The sequence below is a fragment of the Shewanella sp. AC91-MNA-CIBAN-0169 genome (assembly GCF_040310165.1).
Lineage (GTDB): Bacteria > Pseudomonadota > Gammaproteobacteria > Enterobacterales > Shewanellaceae > Shewanella.
The window spans coordinates 118,202-138,295 of sequence record NZ_JBEOPM010000007.1 but is presented as its reverse complement, the minus strand read 5'-3'; the positions used below and the strand labels follow the sequence as shown (position 1 = coordinate 138,295).

General features: G+C 41.2%; 16 protein-coding genes. 8 read left to right on the top strand and 8 right to left on the bottom strand.

Translation table 11 applies throughout. The annotated features are described in order from the left end of the window. Window positions 1–40: 40 nt before the first annotated feature. Complete coding sequence (locus AAEY98_RS08655; protein WP_351016322.1) at window positions 41–1,726, bottom strand: M28 family metallopeptidase; 1,686 nt, start codon at window positions 1,724–1,726, stop codon at window positions 41–43. 157 nt (window positions 1,727–1,883) lie between these two features. Further along, complete coding sequence (locus AAEY98_RS08650; RefSeq protein ID WP_011637074.1) at window positions 1,884–2,630, bottom strand: HAD-IIA family hydrolase; 747 nt, start codon at window positions 2,628–2,630, stop codon at window positions 1,884–1,886. Between the two features lie 671 nt (window positions 2,631–3,301). Between AAEY98_RS08650 and AAEY98_RS08645 the strand changes: the two genes are divergently transcribed. The 4 genes from AAEY98_RS08645 to AAEY98_RS08630 all read left to right on the top strand — a co-directional run bounded on the left by AAEY98_RS08645 (window position 3,302) and on the right by AAEY98_RS08630 (window position 8,257). Continuing rightward, on the top strand, window positions 3,302–4,978 hold the full coding sequence (locus AAEY98_RS08645) for an AMP-binding protein (protein ID WP_351016319.1): 1,677 nt from the start codon (window positions 3,302–3,304) through the stop codon (window positions 4,976–4,978). 1,432 nt (window positions 4,979–6,410) lie between these two features. Continuing rightward, window positions 6,411–6,791: a hypothetical protein gene (locus AAEY98_RS08640; RefSeq protein ID WP_165871117.1), complete on the top strand. Its 381-nt coding sequence runs from the start codon at window positions 6,411–6,413 to the stop codon at window positions 6,789–6,791. A 127-nt stretch (window positions 6,792–6,918) separates the two neighbouring features. Continuing rightward, window positions 6,919–7,701: a hypothetical protein gene (locus AAEY98_RS08635; RefSeq protein WP_351016315.1), complete on the top strand. Its 783-nt coding sequence runs from the start codon at window positions 6,919–6,921 to the stop codon at window positions 7,699–7,701. A gap of 223 nt (window positions 7,702–7,924) precedes the next feature. Beyond that, window positions 7,925–8,257, top strand: a complete 333-nt coding sequence (locus AAEY98_RS08630; RefSeq protein WP_162022848.1) for a hypothetical protein — start codon at window positions 7,925–7,927, stop codon at window positions 8,255–8,257. 215 nt (window positions 8,258–8,472) lie between these two features. Here the strand turns inward: AAEY98_RS08630 and AAEY98_RS08625 are convergent, their stop codons facing one another. Then, the gene (locus tag AAEY98_RS08625) at window positions 8,473–9,600 is read right to left on the bottom strand and encodes a zinc-binding dehydrogenase (protein WP_182745260.1); all 1,128 of its coding nucleotides are present in this window, start codon (window positions 9,598–9,600) and stop codon (window positions 8,473–8,475) included. 140 nt (window positions 9,601–9,740) lie between these two features. After that, window positions 9,741–10,418, bottom strand: a complete 678-nt coding sequence (locus tag AAEY98_RS08620; protein ID WP_182745258.1) for a glutathione S-transferase family protein — start codon at window positions 10,416–10,418, stop codon at window positions 9,741–9,743. 221 nt (window positions 10,419–10,639) lie between these two features. Between AAEY98_RS08620 and AAEY98_RS08615 the strand changes: the two genes are divergently transcribed. The 3 genes from AAEY98_RS08615 to AAEY98_RS08605 all read left to right on the top strand — a co-directional run bounded on the left by AAEY98_RS08615 (window position 10,640) and on the right by AAEY98_RS08605 (window position 13,623). Then, a complete protein-coding gene (locus AAEY98_RS08615; RefSeq protein ID WP_350999244.1) occupies window positions 10,640–11,551 on the top strand; it encodes a LysR family transcriptional regulator in 912 nt (303 codons plus the stop codon). A 437-nt stretch (window positions 11,552–11,988) separates the two neighbouring features. Continuing rightward, entirely contained in the window at window positions 11,989–12,411 is a 423-nt protein-coding gene (locus AAEY98_RS08610) for a hypothetical protein (RefSeq protein ID WP_101087523.1), read from the top strand. A 351-nt stretch (window positions 12,412–12,762) separates the two neighbouring features. Then, complete coding sequence (locus AAEY98_RS08605) at window positions 12,763–13,623, top strand: hypothetical protein (RefSeq protein WP_351016311.1); 861 nt, start codon at window positions 12,763–12,765, stop codon at window positions 13,621–13,623. A 657-nt stretch (window positions 13,624–14,280) separates the two neighbouring features. Here the strand turns inward: AAEY98_RS08605 and AAEY98_RS08600 are convergent. The 4 genes from AAEY98_RS08600 to pdsR form a co-directional block, all read right to left on the bottom strand. Then, a complete protein-coding gene (locus AAEY98_RS08600; RefSeq protein ID WP_162022854.1) occupies window positions 14,281–14,706 on the bottom strand; it encodes a hypothetical protein in 426 nt (141 codons plus the stop codon). A gap of 67 nt (window positions 14,707–14,773) precedes the next feature. Further along, a complete protein-coding gene (locus tag AAEY98_RS08595) occupies window positions 14,774–15,964 on the bottom strand; it encodes a cystathionine beta-lyase (protein WP_351016308.1) in 1,191 nt (396 codons plus the stop codon). A 163-nt stretch (window positions 15,965–16,127) separates the two neighbouring features. Next, the gene (pdsS, locus tag AAEY98_RS08590; protein WP_162022856.1) at window positions 16,128–18,299 is read right to left on the bottom strand and encodes a proteobacterial dedicated sortase system histidine kinase; all 2,172 of its coding nucleotides are present in this window, start codon (window positions 18,297–18,299) and stop codon (window positions 16,128–16,130) included. A 3-nt stretch (window positions 18,300–18,302) separates the two neighbouring features. Further along, complete coding sequence (gene pdsR / locus AAEY98_RS08585) at window positions 18,303–18,992, bottom strand: proteobacterial dedicated sortase system response regulator (RefSeq protein ID WP_011637090.1); 690 nt, start codon at window positions 18,990–18,992, stop codon at window positions 18,303–18,305. 260 nt (window positions 18,993–19,252) lie between these two features. On the opposite strand from pdsR, the gene pdsO reads away from it, so the two are divergent. After that, entirely contained in the window at window positions 19,253–20,020 is a 768-nt protein-coding gene (gene pdsO / locus AAEY98_RS08580) for a sortase-associated OmpA-like protein PdsO (RefSeq protein ID WP_182744844.1), read from the top strand. Window positions 20,021–20,094 lie beyond the last annotated feature (74 nt).

The following is a 20,094-nucleotide window of genomic DNA, read 5'->3' as shown; positions in this document are numbered from 1 at the left end:
TGGGCCAATCCTTGGGGGGAAGGAATAGGGTTGTGCTGTACTAATCTGCAGGACGTAATTGATTAAATTCAGAACCGGCAAAGTATCCTGGCCAATCTTGGTTATTACCTAACTCTGCCGCAGCTTGGTTATTACCTAACTCTGCCGCAGCTTGGTAATACACGCCTAAATCTTGTAATGAACCGGATAAATCCCATTCAGGACGATAATGATCGCAAACGTTATGGTAACAACCCTTCATTTTGACCAGCATTGCCGTTTTGTATTGTGCGGTAGCTTCATCGAGCGGTTCGTTACCACCACCGGCAAATACTGCTGGCACGCCTAATTTCGCAAAGCTGAAGTGATCTGAACGGAAAAAGCCGCCTGATGCAGGGTTTAGCTCACCTTGGCTGGTACGATTTTGTTTAGCGACAGCGCGGTCTAAATAGTTTTCTAACTCAGACTGGCCTTTACCGACAATCGTGTAATCTTTGGTTTTACCATAAATATTGGTGCTGTCGAGGTTAAATACAGCCACGGTTTTATCAATTGGATAAATTGGGTTTGCAGCATAATAACGTGAGCCTAATAAGCCTTGTTCTTCACCAGTAGTGGCAATAAAGGTTAATGAACGGGCTAAGCCATGCCCTTGTTTAGCTTGCTGGGCAAACTGGCGGGCAATTTCTAAAATACCGGCGGTACCAGTGGCATTATCTAACGCACCATTATAAATTTGGTCGCCGTCTTTGGTTTCATCGGTACCGATATGATCCCAATGGGCAGTAAATAAAATCTGCTCATCAGCTTGTTTGCTGCCAGCTAATGTTGCAACCACATTATAACTGTCGGCATATTCCGCTTTATTGGCAAATTCAATGCTGGCTGTTTGGGCTAAATCGACATTGAGTGAATTGGTAGCGGCGCGATCCATTAATGACGTTAATGACAAGCCCGCTTTATCGAATAAGGCCGTAGCACTGTCTAAGGTTAACCAACCTTCAACTTGGACCCGCTGATCTTGTTCTGCTTTGCTTTGAACTAAATCTTGTTGAGCACCGGTCCAGCTGTTTTCAACTACCGACCAAGGGTAAGAGGCAGGTTCGGTATCATGAATAATAATTGCGCCTAACGCGCCTTGGCGACTGGCTTCTTCAAATTTATAGCTCCAACGACCATAGTAAGTCATCGCCTTACCATTAAACTTGGCACCTTCAGGATGTGCAAAGCCTGGGTCATTGACTAAAATGATGGCAATTTTGCCTTTCATGTTGAGGTCTTGGTAATCATTCCAGCCATATTCAGGCGCATTAATACCGTAACCTACAAACACTAATGGCGCATCTTTAATACTCACCTGGCTACTATCGTGACGACTGCTTAACACGATATCTTGGCGGTACTGTAAATCCAACCCAGCTAAAGTAACCTGCTGTTGTTCGCTAGCGGTGTAGCTCACCATTGGAACCGGTTGCAAAAAACTGCCTTTATAAGCGCCTTTAAGCCCCATTTGGCTGAAAGCGGCAGACAAATACTCTATGGTGAGCTTTTCGCCTTGGGTTGTTGGCGCGCGACCTTCAAACTTATCCGACGATAATGTTTCTATATCGGTTCTAAAGCGTTGTTCGTCAAAGGTTACCGCAGTCACTTTAGCCGGAATAATATCGTCGGTTGCAGCGTGTTTAGCATCATCACCGTTACATGCTGACAGTAAGGCAATGGCGCAAAAAGGAAACAATCGTTTCATGCTATGTCCTGTTATTGTTATTCGTTTTTATTTCAGACAAGCATAATGAAGCAAGCCAGTGCTTGAAAACAAGTTCACTGGCTTGGAATTGTGTTACCTAATGTAAATTGTGTCTTGGGTGCTCAGTTTATTAACTGGCGGACATTAACTGGGCTAATTAAACGACGTCGATATCGCCAGCGCAGGCAAACACATGATTTGGTCTGAAAGGTTCTTTGTCTATATCACTCATTTGGCTTACGCCAGTCGTCACCAGAATCGTTTCCAGGCCCGCTTGGAAGCCAGCCAGAATATCGGTGCGCATGTTATCGCCAATAATAACGGTGTTTTCAGAATGTCCCTGTATATGATTCAACGCCGAGCGGATAATCCACGAGCTAGGCTTACCCACATAAAATGGCATCTTACCTGTGATACGCTCAATGGCTGCACATAATGCACCACATGCTGGGCTAAATGCAGGGCCGTGGGTGTCTGGGTTGGTGGCAATAAAGCGTGCACCGCCAGCAACAAAACGAGATGCTTTATGGATCATATCCCAGTTGTAAGAGCGGGTTTCACCGACAATGACAAAGTCTGGATTAATATCCGTTATCGTGAAACCGGCATTGTAAAGTTCGTGTGTAAGTGCACCTTCGCCAATTACATAGGCTTTATTGCCGGTTTGGTGTTTTAGAAAGTCTGCCGTAGCCATGGCTGAGGTATAAAAACAGGTTTCTGGTACATTAATACCTGCAGCGCCGAGTCGATTTTGTAAGTCTTTGCCAGTTTGAACGGGATAATTAGTGAGGATAACCAGCGGATTACCTTGTTCAAGTACGCGGTGAATAAACTTGTCGCTTCCAGGGATTAGCTTGTTGTCATGCAGTAGCACACCATCAATATCGCAAATAATATTTTTCATTCAGTAATTTCTTCCTTCAAATACAACCTGCTTACATCTAATGCTAATTCAATTCAGAAAACAACGATTAAATATAAAAAATGCCTGTTGGGTGATTGATTTACTCTTTGAGAGTTGGAGATATTGGTTGCAGGTTGCAGGTTGCAGGTTGCAGGTTGCAGGTTGCAGGTTGCAGGTTGCAGGTTGCAGGTTGCAGGTTGCAGGTTGCAGGTAGAGGAGTAGGGGATATTGATTATAGCGTTTGTTGTTGTCGATATGGCTGCGGCCACTAACGTCCTGGCGCGTCACACCAGATCAAGAGAAACGGCCCAGCCACCCCGCAACATTTTCTCTATTGACTTAAACAACAGATACGAAAAAGTCGCCATGGGAATTTATCACGCTTTTTAGTTCATGTGTCTGACTAACGAAGCTTTCTTTAATAACAAACCCTGATACATGTATGTGCCACAGTAGAAACTGTCATGATAATGCAGTAGCTGAATGCTTTTTCCATTGTTGAAGAAAGATAGAGTGAAGCGGAAAAGCAATAAAAGTAGGGATGAGTCACACTCCGAGAGATTAGCTACTGATAACCCCCCTAGAACAGTAGTTAATTCATTGAATTCAGTCTATTATTTTTATACTGATTAGGTAAATTAATTTACAATAGTGATGTTTAAACAACATTAATGATGGCTATAATGACAAATGATAAACCGTGGCTAACACAATATCCTGAGGATGTGCCTGCAAAAATAGATTCAAGTATGTATAACAATATCAATGATTTGTTTAAAGAGTCTTTTAATGCGCATGCTAAAAAAGCAGCATATATTAATATGGGACATAGCTTATCCTATCAAGATCTCGAAAGTAAAAGTAACGCTTTTGCTGCTTATCTACAATCTGAACTAAAAATGAAAAAAGGCGAACGAATCGCCTTGATGATGCCTAATTTATTGCAATATCCCATCACTATTTTAGGTGCATTAAAAGCAGGACTCATTATTGTCAATGTTAATCCACTTTATACCCCTCGAGAATTAAAACACCAATTACGAGACTCAGGGGCCAGTGCTATTGTTGCCGTAACAAATTTTGGTAATAACCTTCAGCAAATACTGCATGAGACTAACATTAAGCATGTTATGTTAACCAAAATCGGCGATGAGTTAGCGATTCATAAGCGTACATTGGTTAACTTTCTTATCAAACATGTCAAAAAAATAGTGCCTAAATATCATATTCCCGACGCTATTTCATTGCGTAGAGCATTAACCGAAGGCAAGAAACTTCCCTTTATTGATCCCCAAATAACAGTAGATGATTTAGCATATCTCCAATATACAGGTGGAACGACGGGTCCTGCGAAAGGGGCAATGCTGACTCATAGTAATATTATTTCTAATGTTCTACAGGTTCATGCTCATTTTAGCCCAAGAACCTTATATGATAAGGAATATGCAGTAACCCCACTTCCGCTTTATCATATTTTCGCCAACTCAGTGAGTATGATGTTTATGCTCTTTCTCGGTGCAACGAATCTACTCATTACCAACCCAAGAGATATAGATGGTTTTGTAGCAGATTTAAGTAAATATCCATTCACAATGGTTTTTGGTTTAAATACACTTTTTAATGGCCTAAACAATCATGCTGGTTTTCAAAAATTAGATTTTAGTCACGCTCGTTTTACTATTGCAGGTGGAATGCCGACGCAGAAACATATTGCTGATCGTTGGCAAGAGCTCACTGGAATGCCTGTCATAGAAGGTTATGGCTTAACTGAATGTTCCCCAGTAGTCGCTGCAGGTACTCATCAACAACAATCATTTATTTCTTCAATTGGTGTCCCTTTACCCAGCACTGAACTCCGTATCGTTAATGATGAAAATGAACCTTTAGGTCCTAACCAAATTGGTGAAATTCAAATTAGAGGGCCCCAAGTGATGAAAGGCTATTGGCAACAAGAAGCCGAAACCAATACTGTAATGCATACAGGAGGGTGGTTAAGCTCTGGCGATATAGGAAGAATGGATGACGATGGGATTTTTTATATTGAAGACCGTAAAAAAGATATGATTCTAGTATCGGGATTTAATGTTTTTCCAACTGAAATTGAAGAAGTTGCAACACTTCACCCTCACATCATCGAAGCTGCGGCCATTGGCATTCCTGATGACGTCACAGGAGAAATAGTTAAATTATTTATTGTACGCAAAGGTAATGTGACCGTTGATGAAATAAAAAAACATTGTAGAAAATATCTTACCGGTTATAAAAACCCAAGGATAATCGAATTTAGAGATGAATTGCCAAAATCAAATGTTGGCAAGATCTTACGTCGAGAATTGCGAGATTCATAGGCGCTATTACTGACGTGCTAAGGATAATCAACATATTTGGCATAGATATGAGGCGCAGCCGAGCAAATCCGACTAAACCTCATTCACATGCTGACTGAGGTTCCCGTCAACGGCCATTTCAGCAATTTGGTGCGAGAAAGGTCATGTGAGCTTCACGCATTCTTGTATAAAGAGTTTTCAACGGCCTCAAGTTCAGAGTTGAATCACACCTTTTGAAAGTAAAATCTTTAACTTATGTATGCCCCAAAGCATGTTTAGGCTATGGCCTGCGGCCACTAACGTCGTGGCGCTTCACCCACACCAGAGCAAATGGGTAAAGCGCTTGTACCCCTTTGCAAACCCTCAGCGTTCCGGCAACATTTTCTGAACAGCGAAAAGGTTGCGACGTAAATTAATCGAGCTTTTGGCCTCGTTTGAATCCTTCTTCGGTCAACTCTTTATAGTAAAGAATGAAAATGCTAACGCTTCCTATGGTACATCCTGTTCCGCGAAAGTTAAGCTCACCATCCATGGCCAGCTCACGTATTCTTTTATAAAGAGTCTTCAACGTGCTCAAGTCCAGAGTTGAATCACACCATTTTCAAGTCAAGAAAACTAACTCGTTTTTGCCCCAAAATTTGTTTGGGCTATGGCCTACGGCCACTAACGTCGTGGTGCTTCGCCCACACCAGACCAAGAGGAAACCAACGGCTGTTCCCTCTTGGATCACCCAGCCGCCCCGCAACATTTTCAAACAGCGAAAAGGTCGCCATGGGGTAGATCCAGCTTTTAACTTCATTTGAATCCTGCTTCGCCCTTATTCGAAAATGCTAACGCTTCCGATAGGCCATCCCTGGCCAACGAAAGCTTGCCTGACGTCCTGTCAGGCTCACGCTATTTTCTTCAACGTCCTCAATTCAAATGTTGAATCGGTCCATTTCCAAGTCAAGAAAACTAACTCGTTTTTGCCCCAAAGTTTGTTTCAAATATGAACCTGTGGCCACATCATCCCAGACGAAAAATGCTAAAAAGTGCATAATTTTCGATGGGGATCGTACTGCTTAACACTTCATCAGTATCTGGCTTATAAATATCGGATAAGTATCCTGTGTAAGCCATATTTCCCACCTTTTATGTTGTGTGTACTGTATACAAAAAAAGTTGTAATGGTTTTTAGTGTTTTTTTAAGTTAAACCGGCTAATAAGTAAACTAAAGTAGTACGATAAATAATTTTTTATTTTGTAATGCATTGAAATAAATGTGTTTTTATTTCCTGTTGAATATTGAGTCCACTTTTAACGCGCAACCTCGCTTTTATTTGTCAGTGGAGTTAAATAAAACTGCTTTACATCAAGAAGATAGTAAATGTAGGATGATATTAATCAATAACTTAAAAGGGCGACTTTAATTTTTTTTGCCCTTCAATAAGCTGTTATGTGCTAAGGAAGGTTCATGGTTCAATTATCTCCTCAGAATATAGAATTAGAGTTAAAAGCATATTCCCAGAAATGGCTTTTACTTCTATCTCAAGGTGACTTTGAACAAGCAAATGAACTTATTTCTGCCCCAAACCATTATGGTGTTCGCTGGGGTAAACAGGAAATAACTGAAGCTGTAGTTGATTACTTTGATAGCGAGTCAGACTTTCAAGTTCAAAATACAGAAATATCATTTTGCACACCTGAGTTTTTAGAGTGTGATGATGGTAGTTTACTATACGGTTTTTACTTTCCTGTAAATGGTGAAATAACAGACCTAACAGTAGAGTTCGAATTTAATCGTATAAGTGGTAATGAATTCAGCGCTACTATAAATGATATACATGTACTCTAGCTAAAAAGCACATAACAAGAAAATCAACAAGGACACGTAACAGTTGGTTACGTTTCGCTTCGCTACACAATTTTAGCCAACCATTACTTAGCCTGTTATTTGGGCGTTAACTGACTTAAGAAGTATCATGAACCCTCTAGCATCATTAGCACAAATTTTAACCATAAAAGAAAAGTCACCTTTACCCGTTCACTTTTCTTATATTGAACCAATGCTTCACCCATTACCTGTCGAAGTAGCAAAAAAATACTTTAAGGATGATGAACAGGAGCTTCTTACCTCTTATGTGGGACTTGAAAACTTTTCTACAAAAGTATTAAAAAACATTAGAATAAAACTCCAATCTCCGCTTGGTTTTTCTCCTAAAGTCGAGAGTAATGAACGAGGGGGTAATCTAGAATTTACCTTTGACAAAGAAAAGTTAGAAATAACGATTGATCGAATTGATCCAAACGAATCAATCTATATCCATCTATTCCCGTCACCATCACTACTTGTTAAAGATTTCGAACCTAAAGTTATTATCGATGATGAGTTGCTGACTCGAGGGATGATGAGAATGGGCTACTACAAAAAATATCCGTCATTTATGTTCATGAATATCGGTTTATTGATAATTGCTCTTTTAACAATCTCGTCTGTATTCTTTGGAACTAACATCTTCAAGTATTTGCGTAGCCTAGATCCTGACTATGTTTTAATTCAAGAATCACAAAATAGATTGCAAAGTTACTCATGCGTAAATACTGTAGTTAAAATGAATAGTGAGTTTGATTGGTATTTCTCGAAATCACTAATGCCTTTAGATTATACTCTTAAAGCTAATGGTGTAGGCACTTATGACGAACTTTTATCTAAAGAACAAGTAGTAGTGTGTTTATCACAGTCAGTTAACAAGCAAATAAACTAGGACGTAGATAGTTTGTTGTTTTTCGTTCCTCAAAATTTTAACAAACTATTTTAAGCCTGTTAATTGTAAAGGATATTAAAGGATAACATGGCCACCCACGATTGTTGTTCGAGAAGATAGAACGTCAATATGGCATTCAAGAGTTGGCCTAACAAATCATTGTAGTCGGAATTTTTCTCGCTTCGCTCCTAAAGTTCCGGTGAGTGAAGCGTTGGTAGATAATATGAATTCATTCTTTATCCGTCTGGGTTATAAATCAGATCATAATTTGATCGAGTTTAGCGGTGATCACAGATCTGGTGATTTTCCTGATGTCCTTTACATATTGAAAAATGCTCTCAAGCCTTCAAGAATTATAATGGAAGACTACGTAACTGATGATTATGTTTGGGAAGTCGAATTTGAGAGAGGGATCTTCGAATTAAATGATGATTGGGGTGGCTTGTTTATTATCCCTAAAACCAATCATAAAAAAGTAATCGAGCAGATTTCAAAAATACTAGTTTCTTCAGGCTCTTTTAAGGAGATTCAAGTTGATAAAAGCAAATACACATAACAAGGTTAGGCATGCTCGCCTTCGGCTGGAACTCCTGAAACTGTCATCTTATGTGCAAAAGGCCGAAAAAAATCCGTCCAAGATACAGATAACATGGCCACCCACGATTGTTGCTATGATGAACAGGCAAATAAAAAGCAGATACTATAATCAGTATCTTCTTTTTATTGATTTAAAAATCAATCACTTAATCTGTTATGACCTTTGAAGGTTAACTACTTTTGCGGTGTAATTAAGTACTTCTCACCAGTAGCATGTTTAGAATAACCCGCTATTGATTTTAATTGTAATACCTCAGCCAATGACACTTCATGGGTGTAGTGGCTAGCAAATGTGGTGGTGATTTCATCTGCAACACGTTTACGCATCGCCATAACCGTTTTAGTGCCTAACTTGGCTAGCGCATTGAATAATAAGAAGCCATTAACACCCCAAGCAAAACCAAAGTTACGGTTAAGCGTAATAGGACCACGGTCTAATGCGCCATAAATATAAGCTTGCTTGAAAGTGTCAGAACCATAAACGCTGTGTTCTTTCATATCGCGCGATGCAGCCACTTCCATACAGTTAAGAATGTCACTGGTTAATTTACCGCCACCAATTGGGTCAAACGCAATCGTTGCACCTGTTTCAATAATTGCTGCGGTTAAGTCAGCTAGGAAAGTATCACTGCTTGAGTTAACAACGTATTTTGCGCCCATGTCACGTAATAGCGTTTCTTGTTCCGCTTTACGGACGATGTTAATTAAATCGACGCCATCGGCAATACAAATACGGTTTAACATTTGGCCAAGATTAGACGCAGCTGCTGCATGAATAATGGCTTTATGGCCTTCAGCACGCATTGTTTCGACCATTGCTAATGCTGTAAGCGGATTAACAAAAGAAGATGCACCTTCTTTAGCGGTAGTGCCTTGTTTCAATTCTAGGCAGCTTTGCACATTGGCACAGAGGTACTGACGATACGTTCCACCGCCAATGACAGCAACGGTTTTACCCATTAATGCTTGCGCTGCAGGCGATGAGCCTGCTGCGACAACGGTTCCTGCACCTTCATTACCAACAGGAATGGCTTTACCGACTCGGGTTTTAACCGCTGGCATAAATTTAGCCGGAACATCCGCAATAATAGCGGGGCTTTGTTCAGTGCCTGCTTGTGTCGCAGTAGTCATATCTGCAGCGCTGAACAGAACGGCTAAATCAGACGGATTTAATGGCGCAGCTTCAATGCGAATAACCACTTCATCGGCACCTGGTTGTGGCATGTCGATGTTTTTTAACGCAAGCGTTAATTTATTGTCTTCGCTGATCAATGAAGTCAGTTGGATATTGGTATCTGTCATTGGGATTCTCTCCTGTAAAATAATTAATTCATTGAGCCAATCACTTTATGGTATTGGCTATGTTCTGTTTGTAATTGAATTCAAGCCAAACGTCAGTATTGATTGTTTTTATCGCTAATATCATTTCGTATAAATAAGTGTTATCCAGCGTTCGCCGCTTGGATTTGAGCTTTCACTTTTTGCATAAATTCGGGCATGTTTGCTAGGCGATCGGATTCCACCTGTTGGGCAATAACCGTTTGGCTCATGGCATCGTTCCACTGTTTCATGCCTGGTATTTCAGCCAGTACATCCCAGTTAAGCTGGCTCGAGCCAAACGAGCTGACTATGGTGTTGACGTAATAAACGTAGATATCTGCCATGGTGAATTGTTCGCCGGCAATCCAAGGTGAAAACTGACACAAACGACTTAAACCGGTAATGCCACGGGTTAACACTTGGCGGACCTCAGCGTTAACCGATTCAGGAACTTCTGTGCCAGAAAATGCATAAGGTATAAGTCGTCTGCTTGGCAGTTCAAAATAAAGCTCTGCCATTTTCATAATTTGACGCACAACTGCACGCTCTCCGGCATTTTCAGGGTATAGCGACGTTGCAGGGTAAGTCTCTTCGATAAAGTCGCAAATGACACTCGACTCTGAAATATTCAGTCCTTCAGTCGTTGTGATAGCAGGTACTTTGCCAGCTGGACTGACTTTCAGTAACTCGTCACTACCACCGTAAATAAGGTTTTCTTGAAATGGCAGTTGTTTGTATAGCAGTACATGTTTCACTAGGTTGTAATAGTTGCTAGCTGCAAAACCGTGCAAAGTAATCATAAGTCAGTGTCCATCATTTACGTGAAGGTTGGTGTTAATTGCTGAAAAATGCAATTAACACCTCTGCTTTTAACACGCGGCAACAGGGTTAAGGTTGCAATGTTTAAGTTAACTGTATTATTACCTGTTTTAATTTGGTTATATATAAGGGAAAATGCTAATCACTATTGCTTTTAAGACAATAATAAAGCCAAAGTACTCAGATTTAATGGAGAAGTAAGTTGGATCAACTACGTGCAATGCGGTATTTCAGTAAGGTAGTCGAAACGGGCAGCTTTACCAAAGCGGCGAGTGCGTTTAATGTGCCGCCATCATCCTTGTCTAGACGAGTTGCTGATTTAGAAAAGAGTTTGGGGGCGACCTTGTTAAAGCGTTCGACCCGAATCGTTAAACTAACCGAAGTGGGGCAAATTTATTATAACGATGTACAGCAAATATTGAATCAACTAGCGCAAAGTAATGAAACGGTTCGTAGTTACCAAACAACGCCAATGGGGCGTTTACGGATCAGTTCGATGGTGGGTTTTGGTGAAAAGATATTACTGCCGTTGTTAGATGAATTTAGCGCGTTATACCCTCAAATTGTTTTAGATGTCAGTTTAAGTGACGAGTTATCAACACTCGGACGTGACGATGTCGATATTGCTATTCGCGGTGGTTACGCGCCCAATGAGCGCGTGTTAGCAATAAGACTGATGGACAATGGCTTTATTCCTGTGGCGTCACCAAGTTACATAGAGAAACACGGTATACCTAACAATGCGATGGAATTAACGCAACATAATGGCCTGTATTTTAAAGCGCCAACAGGGCCAACGCCTTGGTTATGTAATATGAACGGTCAATGGCATGACGTTTCAGGACCGGCGGTGGCGATTTCAAATAACGGCCCCTGGCTGGCGAAAAAGGCTTGTGATGGGGAAGGTATCTTAATGTCAACTCGATGGGCGTTAGCGTCTTATCTTGAGTCTGGTAAATTGCTAGAACTTAAGTTTGAACATGAGTTAGCTATCACTCAACATTCTGATATGGCGGTTTATTTATTGTATCAAAAACAGCGTTACTTAGTCCCAAAAGTAAAAGCGGCAGTAGACTTTTTAGTGGAAAGAATAAAAGTAACAAATGATCGTTAGAAAGCGCCATTCTCTTTCGTGGTGCCGTGGAGCTTCATCTCTGATACTTACTTGTTTTTGTTATTATGACTTTCAACTTAAATATTTCTTTTGAAGCAAATTAAATAATCTGTAATGGTCAAGTATTTCTGGAGAGATTTTAAGCCGTTTTTATTCAATATTTTATGCCGCGCATTTCCTATTATTTGGGTGTCAAAGTACTGCTATTCGGTCTCCCAAGATTGCTCGGTAAATAAAGGAGAGTTTATTTACTCTTTCAAAATAGTGATTAAAGATGGCCAGACCAAGATAAACTATCGTCAGTCTAGAAGGCATGCCTTACTTTAATAGTGTCGGAAGCTATCGCACTTCAAGCTAAAGATGTGATGTTAATTAATTATAGGTAGGGAGTTGTCCGAGGTTGGATAATAAGCAATTAACTGTAAAAGGAGCTCGTCATGCAGTATAAAAACACTCAGCTTGGAATCGCGATGCTTTCAGTTATGGGAATTGTAACATTAGTGCTTATCTTTGCTTCGGCAACTCAACCTACCGAACCGATCGGATTTGCGTATTTAATTGTAGGTGTGGTTTCAATTCTTTTTTCAGCATTAACAATCAAAGTTGAAGATGGGAAAGTTAAATGGTTTTTTGGTCCAAAATTTTGGAATAAATCAATAAAAATATCTGAAATTGAGTCGACACAAGAGATAAGAACAAAATGGTACTATGGGCTCGGCATCCGGTTAATCTCAACTGGATGGTTATATAACGTTTCTGGTCTAACGGCTGTTGAATTAAAACTTAAAGATGGCACAACGGTTTGTCTGGGTACAAACGATCCAGAAAATCTAATAAAGGCTATTAAGCAAAGTAGCTGACTTGTGTTCGTTCATTGCAAGTTTTAACCAACTATTTTCCGCCTTTTACTGTGCTCGTTACTATCTCGCTTCTGTCCCGAAACGATTTAGATAGTGAGCAAATCATATCGTCAGTCGCGGGTGGATTCACTCCATTATGAATAGTATCTCTTATCAAACCACAACCCACTAATAGCTCAATTGTTGAGCAGCTTCTAGCATGTTAAGCTCAACCTATAAAGTCTACGACAGCGATTAGCATTATTGAAAAATAGGATTTTTATTAATAACTTGCTATTGTTTCACTAGGTTTTAAGGTTCCTTTAATCGCTTATTTTAAAGGTACGTTTTTATAGAAAATGTGGATAGCAAATGATTGATGCGGTTTGTACTTATGGTGGGCAAAGGCACACTTTTTCAATTTTGAAATTTCAGGCGTTAACTGAAACAGAAATTGAAAAGTTTAGGCAATTTTTACAATGCCCTGAGTGCGAAGGAAAAGCTTACTATCGTAAGAGAAGCTCAGACGGTAAAGCGGCGTGTTTTGGCTCTAGATATCATGTTGCAGAATGCGATGAAGGTCATTTTTCAACTCAACGAGATCGAGAGACTCGGCATAGCGTAGAAGTGAATAAAGTCATTTCAGATGCTGATATTATTAGCATTGATTTCATGTTATCAAACACCAAAAAGCCAGTTACAGAGGTGCAAACTGTTGCCTCTACATCAAGCCTCACCTCAAGCAGCCTCCCAAAAATCGATAATGCCAGTCGTAAACACAATGGCAACAATGAACAAACCAAGGTCAAAGTGCTAGGGCTGGAGAAAATACTCAATAGCCTAATGCGTGGTAGCGACTTAGCTGAGTCGAGTACTTTGATTGAGCTTGATACGGGTTATAAATTCAAAGCGAAGAATTTATTTGTTAACTTTGCCGAGGCTGAGCCAAGCGATAATGCTAAACAGGCAAAGCCTAAAATGTACTGGGGTACGATTTCGCATCTAGACAAAGAACTTGATTGGTTAAATCCATCTGATTGTACTGATGTTGGCATTCCTATCTCTAAATTTAAATCGGCAATATTAGAACGTTTCAATGTATCGGAAGGGCGTCAGTTAGAAGGTGCGGGGATTATTTTGTTTGGAAAATGTTTTTGGAACTCAAAGAAGACACGCAAGATAATTGAACTGTGGAATGCAGACAGAATTTTCATATCAGTACTTGAAGACTAATGTGCAATAAGCCGTTTAGCCATTGAAGGCATACAGGCTTATATCACAATATGTTGTTTACAAAATTGAAGCAGTCTTTTGATAAATGGCATGTTTGGTTTTACAGTCGTGTTTGCCGCACTTTTGCTATTGGATTGACCTTTGAGTCGATCTTCTCTTATTTTACGCCGATCATCGGCACGGTTCGCGACTTCGGCGAACTGTTGTCTTTGTGCCAATGTCATACTGGCCATAAAGCTCCGAAAAGGAACTTTGGGTGTGGCAGCGGCTAGATTGGTTTTTGGTGTGCTACACATATTTAAACTCTAGTTGGCAAATGGTGGTGTACTTAATAAGACCGACAAGAGTGAGATAACATTTCATTTGTGGCGTAATTTACATTTTGCGGGCGATATCATCACATAAGTACGCTGAGATATTTATCACTTCTATAATTCCCTAAAGTATGTTTTGAACAACTGTTTTGCTAAATGATTGCTAATAGTTTTGGCAACTATTGACTAAACGTTTGGTAAACTGCTTAGTCTTTGTTTTTATGACTATTATTGATAATAAAAAGCCCTGAGACGATGACGGCTCAAGGCTTAGATTGATGGCAATGTTGACTAGCAAGATATGTTCACCTTGCTTTTGTTTAGCGCTCAAATTCGGATTCTGTTAAATACGTGCCATACGTTTAAGCAGCAACAACCACAGTATAGGGAGCAGTAAGATATAGAAAAACAGCACTTTTGCACCGATATCACCGTAGAATAAGGTGTTGTTTACAAACCTTACAATACCCATAGGATCCCATGGCATGTAATGGATATTACCGTGTAATAACATGGCGCCTAAAATCATAATGGTAATGGCAATCCATTGTCTTGCGGGCTCGTAACTTCTCACTAGAAACGCAGGGATTAACGCGGCTAAGCCGATACCAACAAAGTTCTGTGCAAGGTGAGCCAGTATTGGATATTCACTGCTATTAAACCACCACAATAAGTTACCAGCAGCAGACTGGCCAATTGCCACGATAGTTAATGCATAATAGCCAATGCTAATACACAGGCTGAGTATGACTAATTTGATGATATTCATTTATTCCCTTATTGTTTGAACATTCCATTAACGTTTTTTGCAAAACGTTTCAGCAGCTGAGTAGAAGCTACTTTTGTAGTATTGCATTATATCGGCTAAATGCCGTATCGAGATCGGCAATTAAATCGTCGGCATCTTCAAGTCCAATATGTAAGCGTATTAATGGTTTGCTGCTGTCCCATTGAGTAGCGGTACGGATATTGTTAATACCGAATACCCCTAAAATTAAGCTTTCGAAACCGCCCCATGAAAAGCCCATTTTAAAATGGTCCATGTTTTCAACAAAAGCAGTGACTGACGCTAAGTCGCCTTGCTTGAGTACAAACGAGAACAAACCATTACCGCCGCTAAAGTCGCGTTTAAAAAACTCGTGACCAGGGCAAGTATCGAACGCCGGATGACGGACATGATCCACTTCTGCACGAGTCGCCAACCAATTAGCCACTTTTAAGGCATTTTTATTATGCTGTGCCATACGTACCCCTAAGGTACGTAAGCCTCGCGCGGCTAAATACACGTCATCAGGCGAGGTGGTTTGGCCCATTAAGTAACTATTTTCGCGCAGTTGTTCCCAATGTTGTTCATTGGCAGTGGCGGTACCCATCATGACATCTGAATGGCCGACAATGTACTTGGTGGCGGCTTGAATAGAGATGTCGACACCCATATCAAATGGACGAGAATTAATCGGTGAAGCCCAGGTATTATCCAGCATTACAATGACATCATGTTCGTGAGCGATACGGCAAAGCGATGGTACATCCTGCACTTCCATTGTGATAGAACCTGGTGATTCTAAAAATAATACCTTGGTGTTAGGACGAATTAACTCACGAATGCCTGCGCCAATCATTGGGTCGTAATAGGTGGTTTCGATACCAAAGCCCGCGAGCATTTTATTGCATAAATCGCGCGTTGGTTCATAGGCGGTGTCGACCATTAATAAATGGTCGCCACTTTTTAAAAATGATAACAAAGCGCTGCTGATCGCGCCCGCACCAGAAGGGTATAACGCCGTGCCAGCGCCACCTTCAAGTTCGCATATGGCTTGTTGAAATGAAAAATGGGTTGGGGTGCCGCGACGACCGTAAAACATTTCACCGTTGGTTTTGTTTTTAATCGCAAAACGCATCTCATCCATGGTGTCGAACACCACGGTAGAGGCTCTAAATACTGGCGGATTAATAATGCCTTTAGTGAACTTTTTGTCGCGGCCAACGCTAACAATTTGGGTGGCCAGTTTATCGTCTTTGCTCATGTTGTTATTTCCATTATGTGTAGAGTCCATGGTTTATGTTTTAGCTAATGTTTATTAGCAAATATCAATGACATGGATAAATGCGCTACGGTGAATGATCTACTGATGTTCATCATCCTAGCACCAACAAACCTAAATAAAAGCGCCTAAATGCTGTGGTTGACTATTTTTCATCACTCAAAGGTAACGTCAGGCATATTTCAACCCCTTCAATGTCGTTCTCTATTATATTGGTTGCTTTAATGCTGCCATGGTGAAAGTCGGTAACTAATCGGGCAATGTATAAGCCTAAACCAAGATGAGGCTTACCATTAATACCTTGAGGCCTGATAGACACCATAGATTCAAAAATTTGGCTGTTCATGTCTTTTGGCAGTAAAGGACCAATGTTACTGACTTTTAATATTGCCTGTTTATGATATTGGGTCAGGCTGACGGTGATGGCGCTGTCGGGCTGATGAAATTCAATGGCGTTGTTGATCAGTTTATCCATTAATTGGGCGATGTATTCCGGTACACCGTCGCAAGACATGGCTTTATCTTCAATGTGGATGCTAAAGAGCTGGTCTGGATAAGTCATTTGATAGCCTTGCATACAACCGCTAATCACTTTCTTTAATGAAAAACGACAGCTTTCAGCTTGGGTTAAACTGGCTTCCAAGCGAGTTGCTTCGCTTAAGTTATTTAAAATAAGGTGTAGGCGGCTGACACCTTCTTGTGCACGGCTAACATATTTTTGTGATTGCTCGTCCAGTTGTTGCAAGCCTAAGTGTTCAAGTGAGCTGCGCACCACGGCAACAGGGGTACGCAGTTCGTGCGATAAACGCGACGACATATTTTCTAAATAATGAGTGTATTGCCCAAGGCGGCTGACAATACTTGAAAAGCTGCGTGACAAATCACCGATTTCATCTCGATTTTTTGATGCCACAATCTGCTGTCTTACTCGGCCCTGGCTGTCGATGGCGAGTTCAGCCTGATCACGTAAACGGCGAATGCGGCTTGAAATACTCGAGGCAAAAATAAACAAGGCTAATGTGCCCATGCTCATAATAGTTAATATGACGTTAAACAGTTTTTCCAGGGCGCGGTTACGCAGGCTGCGAATGCCGTGAGTGGTTTCTTCTGCAATAACTACCCCCATCACTTTATCGTCAATCCATATAGGGCTTGCTGCTGCTAATACCACGGCTTTGTTGTCTGGGGTTAAGCGCCATGTAGAGCCTTGTTTGCCGCTTAAGGCTTTTTCAATATGGCTGCCAGTGAGTTCAGTTGAATCTTGCAGTGAATCGATAAAGTCTTGTGGCGGACGAGTTAATATTTTGTAGTATAACGGCAGAATATATTGCTGCTTAAAGTGCAGCCAAAACGACTCAGGTTGATTGACCTCGATATCATCTGCCCAAGTGTTGGACGATGAACGAATATCACCAGATTTTGCCAGTACGCGGCCATGATTATCGACGACCCAAATACGTGAGCTGTTGTGGCTCATGCCTTTAATGATATTTTCAATTTCAGGCGAGGGCACTAATACCGTGCCTAAACTGGCTACTGAGTCGGTGGCAGAGGTACCAATAACATTCACTAATTGACGTGTTTTTGTATCGTTTACATTATGTATCGCAAAACCTAATTTACTGCCTACCATTTCGAGTGGCAGTCTAAACTCAATATTATATCCCTTGTCGGTTTTTAACCACTGGCCTTGAATGCGCACTTCTGGGGTAACGGGCATCGATTGGCTCGGGTCGGCGGGTAATTCAAACGCACTAAGCCAACCACTTTGGGTATTGGCAATAATATAACGCCTGAACATGCCATCGGGCGATTGAGTTGCCATGACTAAGTGATCGTTTCTATCAATGCGTAAGCTTTTACGGTTACGGAAAATCAGGTTCGGGTCATTGACGTTGAAAAAGCCGTATAAATAGCCGCCGTATTTGCCCACCATATGACTAAAGCTAATATCGATTGGCTCAGTTTCGCTGCGCTGATAAATAACATGTTTGTCTGAATAGTTGAGGGTGCGATGTTGGTATAAGTCCCAGTCACTCAGTTTACCGTCGAGTTGAATGGGCCCAGCTAACGGATAGGCGTATAAGTCGCGGCCTTTTTCAACTTGGTTTAAAAAGCTGGCTTGGTTATCAAATAATTTTGGTCGCTCATGTAGCGCCGTAGCAAGCGCTTGAGTGGTGCCTTCAAGGGTTTTTTCTTGGCCATAACGCAGGTACTTTTCCATTTCCCACACGTATTCATACCCAAGCCATGGTAGGCAGAGTAAAAACAGCGACAAAATGACGACCTTGGCACGCAGCCCTATCGGTAAATTCATCTGTTAGATATTGTCCCAGCGGTAGCCCATGCCATAAACGGTATCGATACAGTCAAACTCAGCGTCGATAACGATAAACTTTTTCCTAATGCGCTTAACGTGCGAGGTGATCGTGCTGTCGTCGACGTAAATTTTAGCTTCTTGCATTAAATCCTGACGGCTGCGCACATGTCCTGGATGTTTGGCCATGGCATGAACCATCCAAAACTCGGTCACGGTCAGTTCAATGGGTTGCGATTTCCAATATACCTGAATGCGATTGCCATCGATGGTGAGGTGGCCGCGCTCAAGTAAGTTGTCTTCTATTGGGCTTGAACCGATTAATTCTGAACGGCGAAACAGGGCGGCAATACGGGCCATTAAATGGGGGAAACTGACTTCTTTTGTTAAATAATCATCGGCCCCTAAACGCAGACCACACACGGTGTCAAAGTCACTGTCGCGTGCGGTTAAAAAGATGATTGGTAGGCTGCTCGACATTGCACGCAGTGCCTGGCATAGGGTAAAGCCGCCGTCTATTTCATGCTCTAAACCAATATCAATAATGGCTAGGTCTGGTAAGCGGGCATTAAAGGCGAGCATGGCTGCGGGGCGATTTGCATAGGCTTGAACACTATACCCTTGCTGTTGCAGGACATCTTTGTAGTTTTCGCGGATAGCGGCTTCGTCTTCAACAATGGCAATTCGTTTCATGGGATGATTTCAATTAATAGGCTGATAATTAGATACAGTACTGACTATACAGGATTTTATCGACCAAAAAAGCCGTTGACGGCAATTGCCATATTGTTGCCACATTTGATCGCCACATTGCCATTTTTGCTCCCCAATAAAGCCACCTATGAGGTGTTTAATAGCGACATAGAGTTAATCAGCAACGCATTAACTCATGTATTGATGATAACCATCATTTTTAAACAACCACTTTAAACAACCGCTAAAAGGGATTCTTTATGAAAAAGCAACTTATTGCCGCAACAATTATTTCTACCATGATGATTTCAAACGTTAGTTGGGCAAATGACAATGACCATGGCATGAGCGAAGAGCGCGAACACACAGAAGAGCTAGTGGGTTTGAGCTCTGGGATTTTACTCGGTGCTGTTATCGGCGGCCCAGTGGGTGCCATTATTGGTGCATTTACCGGTACGTTTATTGGTAAGTCGGTTGGCGATGAAGCAGAACTCAGCGTCCAGAAACAACAATTAGTGCAGCAAGAACAAAAATTAACGCAAACTAACGAGCAATTAATGGCATTGAGCACTAAGCAGCAGTCGTTGGAGCAAGTGTCGGAGAAATATTATCAATTACAGTCTAACTTGGCTGAACAAAAAGCGAATCAACAACAAACGCTTAATGAGTTAACCATTGGAATGAATGTGCAGTTTAAAACCGGTTCGAGCCATATTGAGCCGTTATTTGAACAACAATTAGATAATGTGGCTTACATGATGAGCTTGTCACCAGAATTGACAATAGATTTAACGGGTTATGCCGACCGCCGTGGCGATAATGATTTCAACCAAGCCTTGTCTGAACAGCGTTTAGCTGAAGTGACACAATACTTAGTTACCCAAGGCATTGCCCGCGAGCGTTTGCATGGACAGGCTTATGGTTCAACGTTGCCAATGCACCAGGAACAAAATTTTGAAAACGACTTTTTTGATCGTCGGGTGACGCTCAAGTTATTAGCCCCAGGTGCTGAACTTGCTGCTAACTAAATTTACACGTCGATTTTCCTTTTTGTTTTGAATATTACCCATCTAGGCGCAAACATTGATGTTGTAGCCTAAAT